We start from the raw sequence: 15,301 nt of genomic DNA on the forward strand, positions 1-15,301 counted from the left end.
TGGTGCCTGTGAGGCTTGTTGCCGCCAGTGCGCCGGATGTCGGAGGTGTCCATGGGCCGCTCGGCCGCCCGCAATCTGAAGGAGCTCGGCGAGTACGCCGGGTCGGTGCTCGAGCGGGTACGCCGCACGCCGCAGCACCCGGAGCTCGACCACCTCCGCACGCAACTGGCCGAGCGGGCCGAGGCGCTGGCACGCCAGGCCACGCAGGTCGTGACGGTCGCGGTGTGGGGGGAGTTCTCCGTCGGCAAGTCGCTGCTGCTCGGCACGCTGCTCGGCAACCCCGTGCTGCTTCCGGTCAGTGCCATCCCGACGACCTGCAACGTGGTGCTGCTGCGGTTGCGACAGTCGGAGGACGGTCCGGCCGTCGTCCAGGAGGCCGCCGTCGAGTGGTTCACCGACGGCGATTTGGACTCCTATGTGGACCATCTCGCGTACACCGCCACGCAGGAGGCGCACCTGGCGGCGGTCACCGACCTGGTGCCGGCGGATATGCCGCGCGGCGCCACCGGAGTCGCGCCGCTGCGTGCGGCGGTGACGGCGGTCGCGGACCGCTCCGACGGCCTCAGCCGGCTCAGAGGTGAGCTCGACCGGCTGCACGCCGCACTGGCGCACCGGCCCACAGACCCCGGGCCCGAGACGCTGTCCCTCGACGAGCTGCCGCTGGTCGTCGCCCACCCCGGTGCGTCGGTCGACCCACCCGACGCGCGCGGTCTGAGGTCGCGGCTGCCGCTGGTGCGCCGGGTGGTCCTGGACGTCGCGGTGCCGGTCGGCGTGTGGAACCTCGCGGAGCTTCACGGCGCCCAGGTGCAGTTCGTCGACCTGCCGGGCTCCAGCGGCGGCACGGCGACGATCCGCGACGAGTTCCTGGCGGCCGAGGAGGTCGGTGCGGTCGCCGCGACGCTCGTGGTCCTCGACGCCAACAGGGGTGCGGCGACCAAACCGCAGCAGCTGCGCGACATCCTGCGTCGGCACGGCCGTCCGTGGAACGCCATCCAGGAGGCGATCCTGGTGGTGGGTGGCAAGTTCGACACGCTGCCGTCCACCCCGCACCAGCAGGTGGAAGACGGCGTACCGGTCGACCTCGACTCGGCCGCCGACCTGCGCAGCCTGCTGGAGGCGGCGCGAGGGCTGCTGCCGGCCGGGGGCGACGAGCGGATCGCGTTCGTCTCACCACTGGTCACCGTGGCCCGTGCCGACGCCGACGGCGGCCCGCCGTGGCGGGCGGCGGACGTGACGCGCGCCGTCGGCGGTGCCGCGCTGGTCGTTCGGGCCGCGCACACGGCCGACCAGTGGACGAAGGTCGACCGGCCCGCGGGAACGATCGGGACGGCACTGGCCGAGTTCACTGTGGACGGTGGGCTACGGCACCTGCGGGCAATGGTCGTCGGGCTGGTCAACCAGCGTGGTCTTGCGCTGCAGGCGAGCGTCGCGACGAAGGTCGCCGACGAGCTGCGGGCGCACGAGGCGCGGCTCGACCGCAAGCTGAACCAGCTCGGCGCGGACCTCGGCGCGGGCGACTCCGCCGCGATGGTACGCACCGCGCTCGCCGCGCTCGACCGCGTCCTGACGGACATGGTGCAGGACGCCCGCAGCACACTCATCGACCCGTACTCCGGGATCGGCAGCAGCGCGCCCCTGCGCACCCAGGTCGTCGACGACGCCGCCGACGAGGTACTGCAGTGGCCGGCCTGGACCCGGTTGCTGGCCGCCGTCGACGGTGGGCGGGTCGTGGCACGGGCCGCGTCGGGTGGCTCGATGAGCCTCCTCGGCGCCCGGCGCACCGTGCCCCTGCTCGTGTCGGACCTCGCGGAGCCGTTCGCGCAGACCTGCCGGACCCTGTTCGAGCGCGCCCACCGGCACCTGCTCGACGCCGTCGGCGACTGGCTGGCCACGTGGGAGGGGCGGGTCGCCTCGGCGATGACGGACCTCGCGCCGTTGACCGCCGAACCGGCCCGCGCCCAGGTCGAGAGGCTGCCCGACGGCGACCTGCTCGTCGCGGCACTGGAGTATGTGCAGGACCTGTCGGTGTTCGAGGACAAGGTCCGGGAGCTCCTGAAGACCACGGACGCTCCCACCGACGACGACGTCGCCGCCGCGTTCCCGCTCGACCTCGACCGCGCCTTCCCGTGGCACCCGGACTCTCCGCAGGACGACGACCAGCACACATCCCAGTACCAGGTGCTGCGGTACCGCCGCGAGCTGGTGCGGGCGGCGAGCGACCGGGCCGTGCGCAGCCTGAGCGAGCTGCAGGCCCAGGTCCGCGAGCTGGTCGTGGTCAACCTGGAGGACTTCCGCAACCAGTTCCGCGAATGGCAGGACCGCGCCGAGGCACTCGGCCGCGCCGTCGACAGCACCGGCACCTGACCCGGACCACGGACGAGGAGAACACGATGGCAGAGGTGCCCGCGACCGGACGGGCCGGCGACTTCGCCAGCTGGAACGGCGTCGCCCGGGTGCGCGCCGATACGCAGACCTGGCCGACGGTGCCGGCGGACGAGACCCCGACCGTACCGTTGCAGGGCACGGCCGGCGACGAGGTCGTCCCCGCCACGCGACGCCGGCGCTACGCCGGCATCGCCGCCGTCGACTTCGGCACGGCGAGCTGCACGGTGACGCTCCACGACCCCCGCGAGCGCCGCTACCCGCCGCTGTCGGGGCTGCAGAAGGGAGTTCTGGCCGTCCGGACGGTGGAGCTGATCGGGGGCGGGTGGACGACCGGCGCCACCCGCGTCGAGTGGGACGCCATCGTGGCGGAGGTCTCTCAGCGCCTCCTGCCCGCCGACCGGCAGAAGGACACCGACGAGCCGGCGCTCGCCGGCCTTCTCCGCGCCCTCCCGCCGGATCTGCCGCACCTGCTCGACGACGTGGTGCTGGAGCTGGAACGGGCCCGCTCCGGGTGCTCCCCGGCCTTGCGCCGGGCGTTGGCCGTGCGCCTGGACGCCTGCTACGACGACACGGTCACCCAGCCCGCGCTGGACAACCTGCGGCTGTTCCCGGTGGTCCTCGACCACGCCACCGGCGAGGACGAGCTGCCGAGTGTGATGTGGGTGACCCGGCCCGGTGAGCCGGCGTCGGTCGAGCTGGGACACGAGACGACCGCGGGCGAGGACGTGACCCCGCAGCGCGGCCTGAAGCAGAAGGTGGGCCGGGACGTCCGGATCGATGTCGACGGACACGAGATGTCCGCCGACGCGCTCGTCCGTGGCGCCCTGCGGTTCCTGCTGCAACGCACCGACGACCACATCGCCCGCGACGGCAGCGAGACGCTGATGAGCGGCGAGGTCGTCAACGTCGTCGCCACCTACCCGACGATGGCGCCGCCGCAGGTGCGCCAGACCATGCGCCGGATGCTGCACGACCTCGGCGTGCCGAAGGTCAGCATCCTGTTCGACGAGGCCATCGCGGCCGCCATGTTCTTCCTCGTCCGCGAGTTCGGTGGGCTGTACGACCCGAGCGTCAGCGCGTTCAAGGCACGCAGTCACCGCGTGGACGACGACGGTCCGCCGACGTGGCGCCAGCACATGCTGATCGTGGACATCGGTGGAGGCACCACCGACATCGCGCTGCTCGAGCTGCGGCTGGTCGACCGGACCCCGTCGAACGTCGACGACGCACAACGACCGCACTACGGCCGCGCCTACAAGCTGGTGCCGCAGGTGCTCGGCAGCACCGGCGACACCCTGCGCGGCGGGGACTACCTCACGCTGCTGGTGTTCCACTGGCTCAAGGCTGTCCTGGCCGACCACCTGCTGACGACGCGTCACGCCGACTACGCCGGCGTCGTGGAGAACTTCCCGGAGAACCTGCTCGACGCCGACGGCACGCGGTACCGCGACGGCGCGCTCGTCATGGAGGCCCTCGTCGACGACCCGGGTCGCCAGGCGACCGCGCGGGCGGCCGCCGACCGGATCGTGCCGACCCGGTGGGACCGCGCCGGGGCACACGAGACGGCCGAGCGCCGGCAGACGTTCCACCAGTTGTGGGCGATGGCGGAGACCGCGAAGATCGACCTCGGCCGGCGCCGGCCGGCCGGTGCGGAACCGGCGGTGCACGTGCCGAAGGAGAACCTGCTGCGGCAACTGCTCACCAGGGTCGCTCCCAAGGCGGTGCCGGAGCGGGCGGCGGGAGACTGGGCGGCCGGCGCGGCGACGCTGCGACAGGACGTCTTCGACCGCCTCGTCACGCCGTCGCTGACCGAGGTCCTGCGGCTCGCGGCGGACCTCGTGCGCAGCCATCTGCCCGCGGAGGCGCGGCTGGACCGGGTGGCGCTGACCGGCCGCAGTTCGCGGCTCGGTCTCGTCCGGGACCTGCTGGTGCGCACGCTCGCCGGCGACGACGTGCGCGGCGGCAAGCGGCTGCGCGCCGTGCCGTGGGACCCCAACGGGCTGTGGGTCGAGGAGCGGTACGCCAAGCACGCGACGTCGATCGGCGCGGTCTGGGCGGAGAACATCTGCCAGACGGTGCATCAGGACATCGTCGACGTGTCGCGACTGGAGAGCGGCTCGACGATGCTGTCCATCGATGTGCGCAACCTGTTCCACCATCTGCACGGGTCGTTCCGCACCGGTGGCACCGTCGAGGACCGGGCCGCGGCGACCCCGCTGTTCACGTCGGGGACGCCGCTGACCCGCTACGCACCGGACGGGCCGCCCGCGCTGCGCAACCCGGAGTGGCTGCCGTTCGTGGAGAACTTCTCGGTGTCGCGGGAACGCGGTGACGGGTCCACGATGATGTGGGCGCAGTTCCTGCTGGCGACCTACCTGAAGGACAACGCCGACCCCGGTCCGGACCCGGCATCGGCGTTCTGGCGCGACCGGGTCCGCGCCCGGGTGGAGACCGACGCCGAGCTGAACATGGCGCTGCTGCTGTGCCACGCCACGGACACGGACACGGACACGGCAGACAGCACAGACAACGCAGACGGCACGGGCACGACCGCCGCCGGCACCGGCCGGGAGATCGCCTGGTACCGGGTCGGGAGCAGCACTCCCGAGGACCATGACGCCATGTTCCTCGCCGGCGAACCGGGCACGAGGCCGTCCGGGCAGGTGGTGGTGAACCCCGGCGTGCCCGGCTCGATGGAGCGCGCGCCCGCCCACGTCGTGTTCGACCTCGACGGGTCCGGCGGGGTGTACACGGCGCGGTTCGTCGCCGACGACGCCGACGACGCGGCGAGGCTCGGCGCGGTCAGCGGGCGTCCGCTGCCGGTCGACCTGCCCTCCGACGGCCGGTGGAGCTTCTACCTTCGCCGGACCGGCCCGGACGGGGAGCCCGTCGACCGGTTCATCGGCGCGGTCGACGGACCCGACGACGAGCCGTCGGGGGTGCCGCTGCCGCACTGGGTCACGCTCGACGACGCGGGGGAGTTGCGGGTGTACGCGGGCCGTCCACCGTACCGGTCGGCCGTCACGGCCCGGCAGCTGGCCGACCGTCCCGGTGCGGTGCTGCGCGTGGCGATGACCCCCGACAACGGCGACCGGCGCGACCACTACGACCCGTTCTGCGGAAAGCACTGAGGTACACAGGTGGGGGAGACCGGATCGCCGTTGGGACTCGCGGCCCACGCGGTGCTGACCGGTGCCGTCGCGGCGCTGTCCGCGGCGCTGGACAAGGCCGACCCGCACGACCCGGCCCGCGACGCGGTGTCGCGGGTCCACGCGGACCTACTGGCACTGAGGGGCTGCACGTCGACCGGCCCCGACGCCACCGGGTCCGCCGGCGCGGTGTCCGCCCGGACCCATGCGGGCCTCGTCGCTCTCGCGGCCGCCATGGCCGCCGACCGGGACGCCGCTTCGTGGTTACCGTCCGATGTGGACGGTGACCCACCGGAGGTCCGGTGGCGGCGCGCCTGGACCGCGTTGCTGAGACTGCCCGCGGAGGTGGCCACCCGCCTGTGTCCGGCCACAGTGGACGGTGACGTCGGATGGTCGACCGTCGCCGGCCCCGTCGCGACGGTCGTCGTCGCCCCCGACCCGGACCTCGGCGTCGACGGGTTGCACGTCGCTCCGGACGGGATCGTCGACCCGCGCCTCACCGCCGCCGTCGAGGGCGCGGTGGACAACCCCCGCCACGGGACCGTCACGGCGCTGGCAAACGTCGCCCTCGCGCTCGGCGCGGTCGACCCGGACCTCTGTCACGCCCTGGAGAGCCTGCGCGCCCGCGGCTTCCACCCGATGACCGACGACGCCGTGCGCCGCGCCTACGACGACGAGCTCCTGCGTCGCGTGCGCGCGTGGGCACTGGCGGCACCGGGCACCGTGGCCGAGGCGCTGGCGTTGCACGAGGTCGACGAGGCTTTCTGCTCGCTGGTCCACCTGCCGCCGGCGGCACCGGACAGCTGGTGGGGCGTGGTCCAGGGCCTCTCGCGCGACTGCCTGCGGCAGGCGGTCCACGCTGCCGGCGGGCAGATCCGCACCCTGGACCAGGACTACCCGACCGCGCGGCGCTACACCGGCGGCGCCGACCTGTCCCACCACAGTGGACGGTCGCGGGCCGGAACGGTGCTGACGACCCTGCGGGTGTGGCTTCGGGTTCCCGGCGACGAGGTGCCCGGCCGCGTCGTCTTCGGTCGAGAGTGACCGGTGCGCATCGTGCTCCTCGGCCATCCGGGTTCCGGCACCACGACATTGCTCACGGACGCACGCGCGGCGCTGCGTGACCCCGCGTCCGGGGTGGCGCTGCGCCCGCGGTCGCCGATCGGCCGGTGGCGGCTGTGGACCGCGTCGCGTCGGGCACGGCGGCCGCAGCGCGACGAGCGTCCGCGGGCGTACCCGATGCGGCTGCGCCACGCCGGCGGCGGCGCGGTGGTGCGCGTCGTCGACGGCGGCGGCGGGTCGGTGCGGGGCAGCAGCGGAACCTCCGGGACCCGTCGGCTCCTCGCCGAGCTCGCGGCGGCCGACGCGATCGTGGCCGCTGTCGACGCGACCGTCCTGTGCGACGACCCGGTCCTCGCCGCGTCCCAGGTCCGTACGCTCGTGGTGCTGATCCGCCGCCGGGTGACCGAGGCACTGCGGCACGCCCGGTCGTCGCCGTTCCCTGTCGTGCTCGCCCTGACCGGCTGCGAACGGCTGCCGCTCGGCCGGGACCCGTTCGACCTCGACGGCCCGCTGCGCCCGCTGCGCATCGGCCACCGCCACGAGGTCCGCGTCGCCGGGGTCACGGTGCCGTTGCGCGCCGACGACCCGGCCCTGGCGCGGGCGCTGCCGCTTCTGTGGTGCCTGCACCACGCCGGGTCCGCGGCGGCGGGCGCGGTCGCGGCGGCGGGCGCGGCGGCCACGTTCACGCCCCGCGAATGGACCCGGACGTGACCGCCGCGGAGTCCCGGCGGGCGCCCTCTCCGGCGCCCGCCACCACGGAGCGGACCGTGACCGTGACGATGCTGGGCGCCCCGAGCTGCGGCAAGACGACGTACATGCTGGCGACGTACGCCACCCTGTCGCGCGGGGTGAGCGCCTTCTCGCTCGTGGAGCAGGACCACGACCGGGACAAGGACCTCGGCGACGCGTGGGACCGTCTCACCCGGGAGGGCGTGCTGCCACTACCGACCGACGAGACGCCGCAGCATCATCTCTTCGCGTTCAACTACGGCGCCACGGAGCTCATGCGGTTGGCCTGGACCGATTTCCGTGGCGGGGCCATGGACGCCCGGTTGAGCGACGCGCAGGCCGGGGACGCCGCCGAACTCGTCGCCCGGCTCGCCGGGTCGGACAGCATCTACCTGGTGCTCGACAGCGACCACCTGGTGGGCCGCGCCGACGGACTGACCCAGCTGAGTATGGCCCGGCGCATGACCAGCCTGGTGCGGCGGGCGTTCCAGGAACGGCTGTGCCGCCACCTACCGCTTCCCTCGCTCGCGGTGCTGCTGACCAAGGCGGACCTGCTGACGATGTACGGCGACGACACGCCCGCGGCCGATCGGCTCGACCGGGCCCACGGGCAGGTCCGGGACCTGCTGCCGGTGATGACGATGCCCGGGGTCACCGCTGTCGTCTGCCCGGTGATGGTGGGGCAGTTCGGCGAAGCCAACGCCACCCGCGTCGACCCGCGGACCATCACACCGAAGGACCTGCACCTGCCGGTGCTGTTCACCGCCGAGCAGTGGCTGCGGCGCGACGCCGCCCGGTACGCCGCGCAGGCGCACGCCCTCGCCGCCGAGCGCCAGGACCTCACCGTCGTCTCGACCGAGCTGCAGAGCCGGTTCCTGCACGGGCTGAGGCACGGCGGCCGCATCCGCGAGGCGCAGACCCGGCTGGGGTATCTCGGCGACGCCGAGCGTCAGGCATGGGCCGCCGCATACGTACGGGGGCAGTGGGCCGACCTGATCGCCGGCGAGCTCCGGGAGGTGCCGGTGTACATCGGCGGAGTGCGCCGCGATGCCTGAGGACGATTGGGCGCCCGTCGTGTACGGCCGGTTGCTGCACGTCGACGACTGGTGGCGCGCCGACCCGTCCGGGCGGGACCCGTGGGTACGGCGGGTGGTGCAGGCGGCCGTGTCCAGCGGCTGGGAGCTCGACCGGTCGCCCCGGCTGCTGCTGGCCCATTCCGGTGACCGGTGCCTGGTCGGTGTCGCGTGTCTGTGCCGGGACCTAGGTACCGAGCTGGACTCCGACGGGCGGCGCCCGTTCTACTGCTTCGTCGGCTGGCTCGGCACCGACCGGGCGGCCGCGCCCGCGTTCGACCAGTTCCGCGCCGGCTGGACGCGGTGGGCCGCGGCAACCTACGACGCGTGGGTACGCCCGGACTGGCACCGCACCGTGGCCGGACCGGTCCACACCCCACCGGGAGGCCCGGCTCCGTGGGGCGTCGTGCCCCCGCCGGCCGGACGACCGCTGCCGTCGGTCGCGGACGCGGTGTGGCTGCATCCGGCCGCCCGGACCCCCGCGGTGTGGGAGGACGCCCGGTCGACGCCGCGGCCCGTGGTCCTCCTCGCGGGCCTGCGTACCGCCCGCCGGACCCGGCTGCGGCACGTCACCGACGCGTGCGTCGCCGACGTCGCGTCACCGACCACGATGGCGACCGCCCCGGAGCCGGTCGAGCCGCCGGAGCCGGAGGAGGACCCACCCGTGCCGCCGCCGGCCGACCCGCCCCGCCGCACCGGCCGGACCGGCCGGCGGTGGTGGCCGCTGCGGTGACCGTCCGGGGATCGGCGCGATGTCGGCTCCCGGACGCGGCGCTCCGCCGGCGGGAACCTCAGGCGGGCGCGCCGACCAACGAGAGGAACTCGGCCCGCGACCGGGCGTCGGTGCGCAGCGTTCCGAGCAGCGCGGACGTCAGCGTCGTGGCGCCGACCGCCCTCACCCCACGCAGCGTCATGCAGGTGTGCCCCGCGTCGAGGACGACGCCGACGCCGCGCGGGTCCAGGGTGGTGACCAGGTGGTTGGCGATCTGCCGGGTGAGCCGCTCCTGGGTCTGTGGCCGCGCGGCGAAGTGCCCGACCACGCGGGCGAGCTTGGACAGCCCGACGATGCGGTCACCCGGCAGGTACCCGACGTGCGCGACGCCGGCGAACGGCAGCAGGTGGTGCTCGCAGATGGTCCGGAAGGGGATCGCGCGGGCGAGCACCAACTCGTCGTAGCCCTCGTCGTTGGGGAAGGTCGTCATCTCGAACGGCTCCGGCGTGAGCAGTTCGGCATAGGCGCGCGCCATGCGGGCGGGCGTCTCGCGCAGCCCCTCCCGGCCGAGGTCGATGCCGAGGGCCGCGAGGAAGTCCGCCGCGGCCAGCTCGGCGGCGACCGGGTCGACGGGACCGCGCTCCGACCGCTCCGAGGGTGCCGCAATGTCCATGGTCATGGTGACGTCCTCCACCGCGCTTCTAACGGATATCAACTCCTACGTTAGATTCCCGGTTGTTGTTCCGTCAACTACTCACGGTGTCGGGGACGCGCGGAGGGGCGCCCACTGGTGGTGGTGGGCGCCCCTCGACCTGCGGCCGGTCTACCGGTAGGTGATGTCGCTCTGCCGGACCCGGCAGTTGGTGTCGTTCCACCCGTCGCCAAGGTACTTCGGCTCGCTGCCCTTCGCGACGCCCTGGTACTTGGCGCACACGTGGATGCTGGAGTTGTTGTAGACGGTGACGCGGGTGATCGTGGCCGTGTCACCCCAGTTGCTGTTGATCCCGGCCACGTAGTCCACGTCGTCGACGATGACGTTGTCGATCACGACGTGGCGCTGGTACGAGCTGGAGCAGTTGCCGCAGCCGCGGTACAGCTTGCCGGAACCCTTGAGGTAGAAGCCGCTGATGTTGACGGTGCCGTTGCCGTTGTGCTGGAACGTCTTGTCGCTGCCGTTGCGGGCGCCGCCGCCGATGACGTACGACGTGCCGCCGTTGGTCTGCTTGAACGTGGCGGCGTCCTCGCCGATGTCGTTCCACCACACGTTGCGCAGCGTGCAGGTGCCCTCGCAGTGCACGCCGTCGCCGGCCGGGCCACCGAGGATGACGTTCTGCAGCGTGGCGCCGTTGGCCAGCTTGAACATCGGGTCCTGGCTCTCGCTCTGCCCGCCGTCACCGATGCAGCAGTAGGTCTTCATGCCGCCGTCGAACACGCCCGACACGTTCTGCGTGCCGGAGATCGACACGTTCCCGCGCGACGTCGGCCAGGTGGTGGTCGGGGTGCCGGCGCCGCCGCTGGAGCTCGGGGTCGGGTTGCCCGTGGGTCCCGTCGCGGTGGGGGTCGGGTTGGACCCGCCGCCGGAGGCGTAGGTCTCGAACTCCGAGATCCGCGGCGCGCTGGAGGCGCTGGTGATCTCGAAGGTGAGCTTCTTGAGCGAGGTCGAGGAGAAGGAGATCCTGCTCGGGCTGCCGCTGCCGCTGGTGAGAACCTGCTGGTTGTCGCCGTTGAGCACGCGCCAGGCGCCGATCGACCCGCCGCCGGACGCCTGCTGGATGACGGCGCTGCTCACGGTCGTGGCGCTGCTCCACTTGACCGAGACGTAGCCGGTCGTGCCGTTGGGCGACCAGTAGGTGCCGGTGTCGCCGTCCTTGACGTTGCCGTAGCTGGTGCCGCTGGCCTTGCTGGAACCGTCGGCGCCGGCACCGATGCTGAGGTTGCCGTCGGCGGCCGCGGCGTGGGGGAGCGCCACGGTCAGCGTGACGGCGGCGCCCGCGACAGCCAGGGCTGCCCCGGATGCCCACCGTAGGGCAACTGATCGTCTCATGGGTGTTCACCTTCGTTGTCGTAGTGCATGGCGGTCACTACCCGGGGTGGGGTGAGTCGTCGACAACCATCAATCTAGGAAAGCGCTTTCCTCATGGCAAGCGAAGGTGTTTGCAGGTTTGTTGCAGCGTCAGGCCGTGGCGACCGCGGTCCGCTCGCCGTGCCGGCGGCGCACGACACCGAGGACACGGTCGGCCGGCACGAAGCCGAACACGCGCGAGTCCAGGCTGTCGTCGCGGTTGTCGCCGAGCAGGACCAGCATTCCGGCCGGCACGGTGGCACCGGGTGCCGAGCCGACCGCGCCGAGCACGTCCGGAGGCACCGGGTCGCCGGCGACGGCGACGACCCGCTTGATCATCCAGCGGCGCCGGGCGGGATCGCCGGCCGGCCAGTGCCAGCCGCCGGCGTTCAGCGGGCGTTCGGCGACGGCGACCTGCCCGACCCGCAGCCCGTTCCCCGCCACCCGGTGCGCGACGAGCCGGTCGCCGGCGACCATCACCGGCTCCATGCTCGGGCCGTCCACCGTGACGATGAACAGCCGACGGGTGGCGACCCGGACCGCCACCACCAGTGCCACGATCACCGCCACCGCGCCGCCGGTCCAGAGCGCCGCGCTCACCGCCCGCTCACCGCCCGTTCACCGCCCGGCACCGGCCCGGTAGCTGTCGGCCTGGAGGCCGAACATCGTGGCGTACCAGCCGGGGCGGGCCACCAGCGTGTCGTGGTCGCCGCACTCCACGACCGTGCCCCGGTCCATGACCGCGACCAGATCGGCCCGGCGCACCGAGCCGAGCCGGTGGGTCACCGTGACCAGGGTGCCGGCGAGCCGGTTGGTGTACAGGTCGCGGTAGAGGTCGTGTTCGGCCCGCGGGTCGAGTCCCGAGCTGGGCTCGTCGAACAGGGCCAGGTCCCGGGGCTGGCGCACCAGCGCCCGGGCCAGCGCCACCCGCTGCCACTGTCCACCGGAGAGCAGCACCCCGGACCCGCCGGTCCCGTGGTCGGGGTCACCGTCCTCGAAGGACCGGCTGAGCATCGTCCGGTAGCCGTCGGGCAGCGCCGCCAGCACGTCGTGGATCCCGGCCCGACCGGCCGCCGCGGGCACCGCCGCCGGGTCGGCGGCGCGGGTCAGGTCGCCGACGGCGATGTTCTCCCCGGCGGTGAGGTCGTACTGCATGAAGTCCTGGAAGATCACCGCCATCCGGTCGCGCAGGTCGGCCGGCGGCACGTCGCGCAGGTCCACGCCGTCCCACCGGATCGACCCGCGCTGCGGGTCGTAGAACCGGCACAGCAGCTTGACCAGCGTGGACTTGCCGGCGCCGTTGGAGCCGACGAGCGCGAGCGAGCTGCCCTTCGGGATGGTGAGGTCGACGCCACGCAGCACCCACGGCTGGTCCTCGCCGTAGCGGAACCACACGTCGCGCAGCTCGATCCCGTCGTGGAGCGGGGGCAGCGGCCGCGGCGTCGCCGGCACCGCGAGGTCGGCCGGCGCGGTCACCACCGCCCGGTAGTGGCCGAACAGCAGCGTGTGCCGGCGCATCGACGCCGTCGAGCTGGCGATCACGGCCAGGGCGCCCTGCACGCCGGCGACCGCGGCGAGGAACATCGCGACGTCGCCGGTGGACAGCTCGCCCCGGAGCGCGAGGTTGACCGTCCACAGGAGACCGGCGAGCGCGGTGACCGAGGACAGCAGCCGGAGCCAGCCGAGCACGGCGAGCCGGCGGCGGTCCAGGGCGCGCTGCCCGGCGTTGATCGCCTCCCGGTCCCGGCGCACCCGTCCCCGCAGCCACGGGCCGAGGCGGAACAGGCGCACCTCCTTGGCGGCCCGCAGGTCGCAGATCAGCGACGCGAAGAACCGCTCGCGCCGCTCCAGGGTCTCCACCCGGTAGGTCAGGGCGGCCAGGTGCCGGGCCAGCCGCAGCTCGGCCAGCAGCATGGGCACGGCCGCCGCGACGAGGAACACCACCAGCCAGCCGACCATCAGCGCGATGGTGACCACGAAGCTGACCGCGCCGATCAGCGCCTGGCCGACCCGCAGCCCGCTGCCGATGACGTGACCGGGAATGGCGCCGCCGGACGCCTGTGCCACGGCGAGCCGGTTGTGGAAGGCGGGGTCCTCGAAACGGGCCAGCCCGCCGAACCGGTCCAACGCACGGTACAGCTCGTCCTGCGCGACCAGCCCGACGCGGCGGCCGAACTCCGCCTCGGCGTACTCGGTGACCAACGGTAGGAGCGCGGCCACGAGGCTGGCTCCGGCCAGCGCGAGGCACACGGTCCACGCGCGGCCGGCCGGCATCACCCCGTCGCCGGCGAGCTGGTCGATGATCACGCTGGTCAGCCACGCGACGGCGGTCGGCACCACCGCGCCGACCAGCGTGACCGCCACCACCAGGACCAGTGGACCCTTCGCGCCGCGCGCCCCGAGCCGCACGGCGTCCAGCACGAGCCGGCCGAACGGCGCCGCCGGCGGCGCGGCGGGACCGGGGTTCATGCCGCGACGAGGTCCGGCAGGTGGTCCAACCGCAGGTCGTTCGCCCGGACGTGGCCGTGGCCGTCGACCAGCATGAGCGTCGGGAACGCGCTGACCTGGAACACCTTGGCCAGCGTGTCGGCCTCGGCGTCGACCACCACGTCGGCGACGGGTGCCAGCGCGTCGGCCAGCGTGTCGGGCTCCCGGCCGGTGACGACGGCCAGCACCCGCGCCGGACCGCCCGGGTGGGTGCGCGCCGCCTCGACGAACTGCGGCACCAGCTCCTCGCACGGCTGGCAGCCGACGGAGAAGAAGCCGACCAGCGTGTCACCGCTGAAGTCCGCACCGGACCGGTGGCCGCCGGCGCGGGTCCGCACCGAGAAGTCGGGAACGGTGGCGCCCGGCGCGAGCCCGCTGACCGGCCGGCCCTGCGGCCCGCGCCGCAGCAGTTCCTCGTGTTCGCGCAGCCGCCTGATCACCCCGACGGTGAGCACGAGGTTGACGACGCCGACCGTTCCCACGACGACGACGGCGGCGGTGAGTAGAGCCATCAGATCTCCCATCAGGTCGCAAGCAGCGGGAAACGTACGCGGATCCGGTACACCGCCGATACACGCCGACGTGGACGGCCGGTGTAGCGACCGCGCCTACGGTCGCCGACGTCGGCCACGGGGGCCGGCACACGTGGAGAGGAGCGGCAGATGCGGGCGCTACAGCGCATGGCCGACGGACTGCTCGGGATGTTCGTCCCGAAGGTCGAGGCGTCGGCGATCTACTACTGGCAGAACTTCTGCCAGCCGTACGCGTGCTCGAGCGGCGGTGGCTCGCAGCGGATCCGGTGCTACTGCCACGACAGCGGTGGTGGCTGCACCAGCTGTTACAACAACGGCTGCTGCTGATACGTGCGCACAGGGTCCGGGCGGGCGACGTCCGCCCGGACCCCCGGCCCGGACGCCCCGAACAGCCGGCCGTGCAGGACGGTCAGCTGCGGGTCGACGTCCATGTCCAGGTGGGTGCGGAAGCTCGCGACGGCCTCGCGGTACGCCCGCGTCACCGCGCCCGGCTCCCGGAGGCGGTGGTGACCGATCATGCGCAGCCGCCAGGCCCGGCTCTCGGTCGGCGCCACGGCGAGCAGCCGGCGCAGCTGGTCGACGGCCGTGGCCGGCTGCCCGAGCCGCAGCCAGACCTCGGCGAGGTCGGTGGCGGCCGCGGTCCGCTCGTCGTCGAGGGCGGCCAGCCAGCCGGCCAGCGGTCCGTGGCGCGGCACCGACTCCGCGGCCCGGTCGTCGCGCCACAGCCGCAGCGCCTGCTCCAGCCGGGCCGCGGCGGCGACCAGGTCGCAGTCGCGAACAGCCGAGCGGCCCAGCTCGCACAGGTGACGGAACCGCACGTGGTCGCAGTCCTCCGGCCGGGTCGACAGGACGTAGCCGCCTTCGCGTTCGTGCAGCGTGTCGAACCCGACGACCCGACGCAGCCGGTGCACGTAGGTGCGCAGGTTGGCGAGGGCGGAGGCCGGTGGTTCCGTCCACAGGCACTCGAAGAGCCGGGTCTGGCCGACGTGCGTACCGCACCGCACGGCCAACGCGACGGCGAGGGCGGCCACCTTGCCCGAGCCGAGCGGCTGGCGCCGCCCGTCACGCACCACCTCGACCGGGCCGAGGATGTGAAAGGTCGGCATCGC

13 protein-coding genes are annotated in these 15,301 nt (G+C 73.6%); 7 read left to right on the forward strand and 6 right to left on the reverse strand.

The features are described from left to right. Nucleotides 1-36: 36 nt before the first annotated feature. From Voc01_RS27250 to Voc01_RS27275, 6 genes are read left to right on the forward strand one after another with little or no spacing between them, the layout of a single operon-like run. Nucleotides 37-2,364: a dynamin family protein gene (locus Voc01_RS27250; RefSeq protein WP_203930415.1), complete on the forward strand. Its 2,328-nt coding sequence runs from the start codon at nt 37-39 to the stop codon at nt 2,362-2,364. Between the two features lie 26 nt (nt 2,365-2,390). Continuing rightward, nucleotides 2,391-5,516 carry a virulence factor SrfB gene (locus Voc01_RS27255; RefSeq protein ID WP_203930416.1) on the forward strand — a complete coding sequence of 1,042 codons (3,126 nt, stop codon included), beginning with the start codon at nt 2,391-2,393 and terminating at the stop codon, nt 5,514-5,516. A 9-nt stretch (nt 5,517-5,525) separates the two neighbouring features. Then, complete coding sequence (locus Voc01_RS27260) at nt 5,526-6,578, forward strand: hypothetical protein (RefSeq protein WP_203930417.1); 1,053 nt, start codon at nt 5,526-5,528, stop codon at nt 6,576-6,578. Nucleotides 6,579-6,581: 3 nt separating this feature from the next. Continuing rightward, nucleotides 6,582-7,307 carry a hypothetical protein gene (locus tag Voc01_RS27265; protein WP_203930418.1) on the forward strand — a complete coding sequence of 242 codons (726 nt, stop codon included), beginning with the start codon at nt 6,582-6,584 and terminating at the stop codon, nt 7,305-7,307. Then, nucleotides 7,304-8,380 carry a TRAFAC clade GTPase domain-containing protein gene (locus Voc01_RS27270; RefSeq protein WP_203930419.1) on the forward strand — a complete coding sequence of 359 codons (1,077 nt, stop codon included), beginning with the start codon at nt 7,304-7,306 and terminating at the stop codon, nt 8,378-8,380. Before Voc01_RS27265 ends, Voc01_RS27270 begins: the two co-directional genes overlap by 4 nt. Further along, nucleotides 8,373-9,131, forward strand: coding sequence for a hypothetical protein (locus tag Voc01_RS27275; protein ID WP_203930420.1), 759 nt, complete (start codon nt 8,373-8,375; stop codon nt 9,129-9,131). Before Voc01_RS27270 ends, Voc01_RS27275 begins: the two co-directional genes overlap by 8 nt. 58 nt (nt 9,132-9,189) lie before the next feature. Here the strand turns inward: Voc01_RS27275 and folE are convergent, their stop codons facing one another. The 5 genes from folE to Voc01_RS27300 all read right to left on the reverse strand — a co-directional run bounded on the left by folE (nt 9,190) and on the right by Voc01_RS27300 (nt 14,171). Further along, nucleotides 9,190-9,789 carry a GTP cyclohydrolase I FolE gene (gene folE, locus Voc01_RS27280; RefSeq protein ID WP_275423760.1) on the reverse strand — a complete coding sequence of 200 codons (600 nt, stop codon included), beginning with the start codon at nt 9,787-9,789 and terminating at the stop codon, nt 9,190-9,192. Between the two features lie 144 nt (nt 9,790-9,933). After that, complete coding sequence (locus Voc01_RS27285) at nt 9,934-11,154, reverse strand: pectate lyase (protein ID WP_203930421.1); 1,221 nt, start codon at nt 11,152-11,154, stop codon at nt 9,934-9,936. Nucleotides 11,155-11,283: 129 nt separating this feature from the next. Further along, nucleotides 11,284-11,772: a S26 family signal peptidase gene (locus tag Voc01_RS27290; RefSeq protein WP_239160518.1), complete on the reverse strand. Its 489-nt coding sequence runs from the start codon at nt 11,770-11,772 to the stop codon at nt 11,284-11,286. A gap of 18 nt (nt 11,773-11,790) precedes the next feature. Then, complete coding sequence (locus Voc01_RS27295; protein WP_203930422.1) at nt 11,791-13,641, reverse strand: ABC transporter ATP-binding protein; 1,851 nt, start codon at nt 13,639-13,641, stop codon at nt 11,791-11,793. After that, the gene (locus tag Voc01_RS27300; RefSeq protein ID WP_203930423.1) at nt 13,638-14,171 is read right to left on the reverse strand and encodes a TlpA family protein disulfide reductase; all 534 of its coding nucleotides are present in this window, start codon (nt 14,169-14,171) and stop codon (nt 13,638-13,640) included. Before Voc01_RS27300 ends, Voc01_RS27295 begins: the two co-directional genes overlap by 4 nt. Nucleotides 14,172-14,321: 150 nt before the next feature. Between Voc01_RS27300 and Voc01_RS27305 the strand changes: the two genes are divergently transcribed. Continuing rightward, nucleotides 14,322-14,519, forward strand: coding sequence for a hypothetical protein (locus Voc01_RS27305; protein ID WP_203930424.1), 198 nt, complete (start codon nt 14,322-14,324; stop codon nt 14,517-14,519). Here Voc01_RS27305 and Voc01_RS27310 read toward each other — a convergent pair. Further along, complete coding sequence (locus Voc01_RS27310) at nt 14,498-15,298, reverse strand: AfsR/SARP family transcriptional regulator (RefSeq protein WP_203930425.1); 801 nt, start codon at nt 15,296-15,298, stop codon at nt 14,498-14,500. The two genes, Voc01_RS27305 and Voc01_RS27310, sit on opposite strands and share 22 nt — an antisense overlap. Nucleotides 15,299-15,301 lie beyond the last annotated feature (3 nt).

The organism is Virgisporangium ochraceum (assembly GCF_016863655.1).
Classification (GTDB): domain Bacteria; phylum Actinomycetota; class Actinomycetes; order Mycobacteriales; family Micromonosporaceae; genus Virgisporangium; species Virgisporangium ochraceum.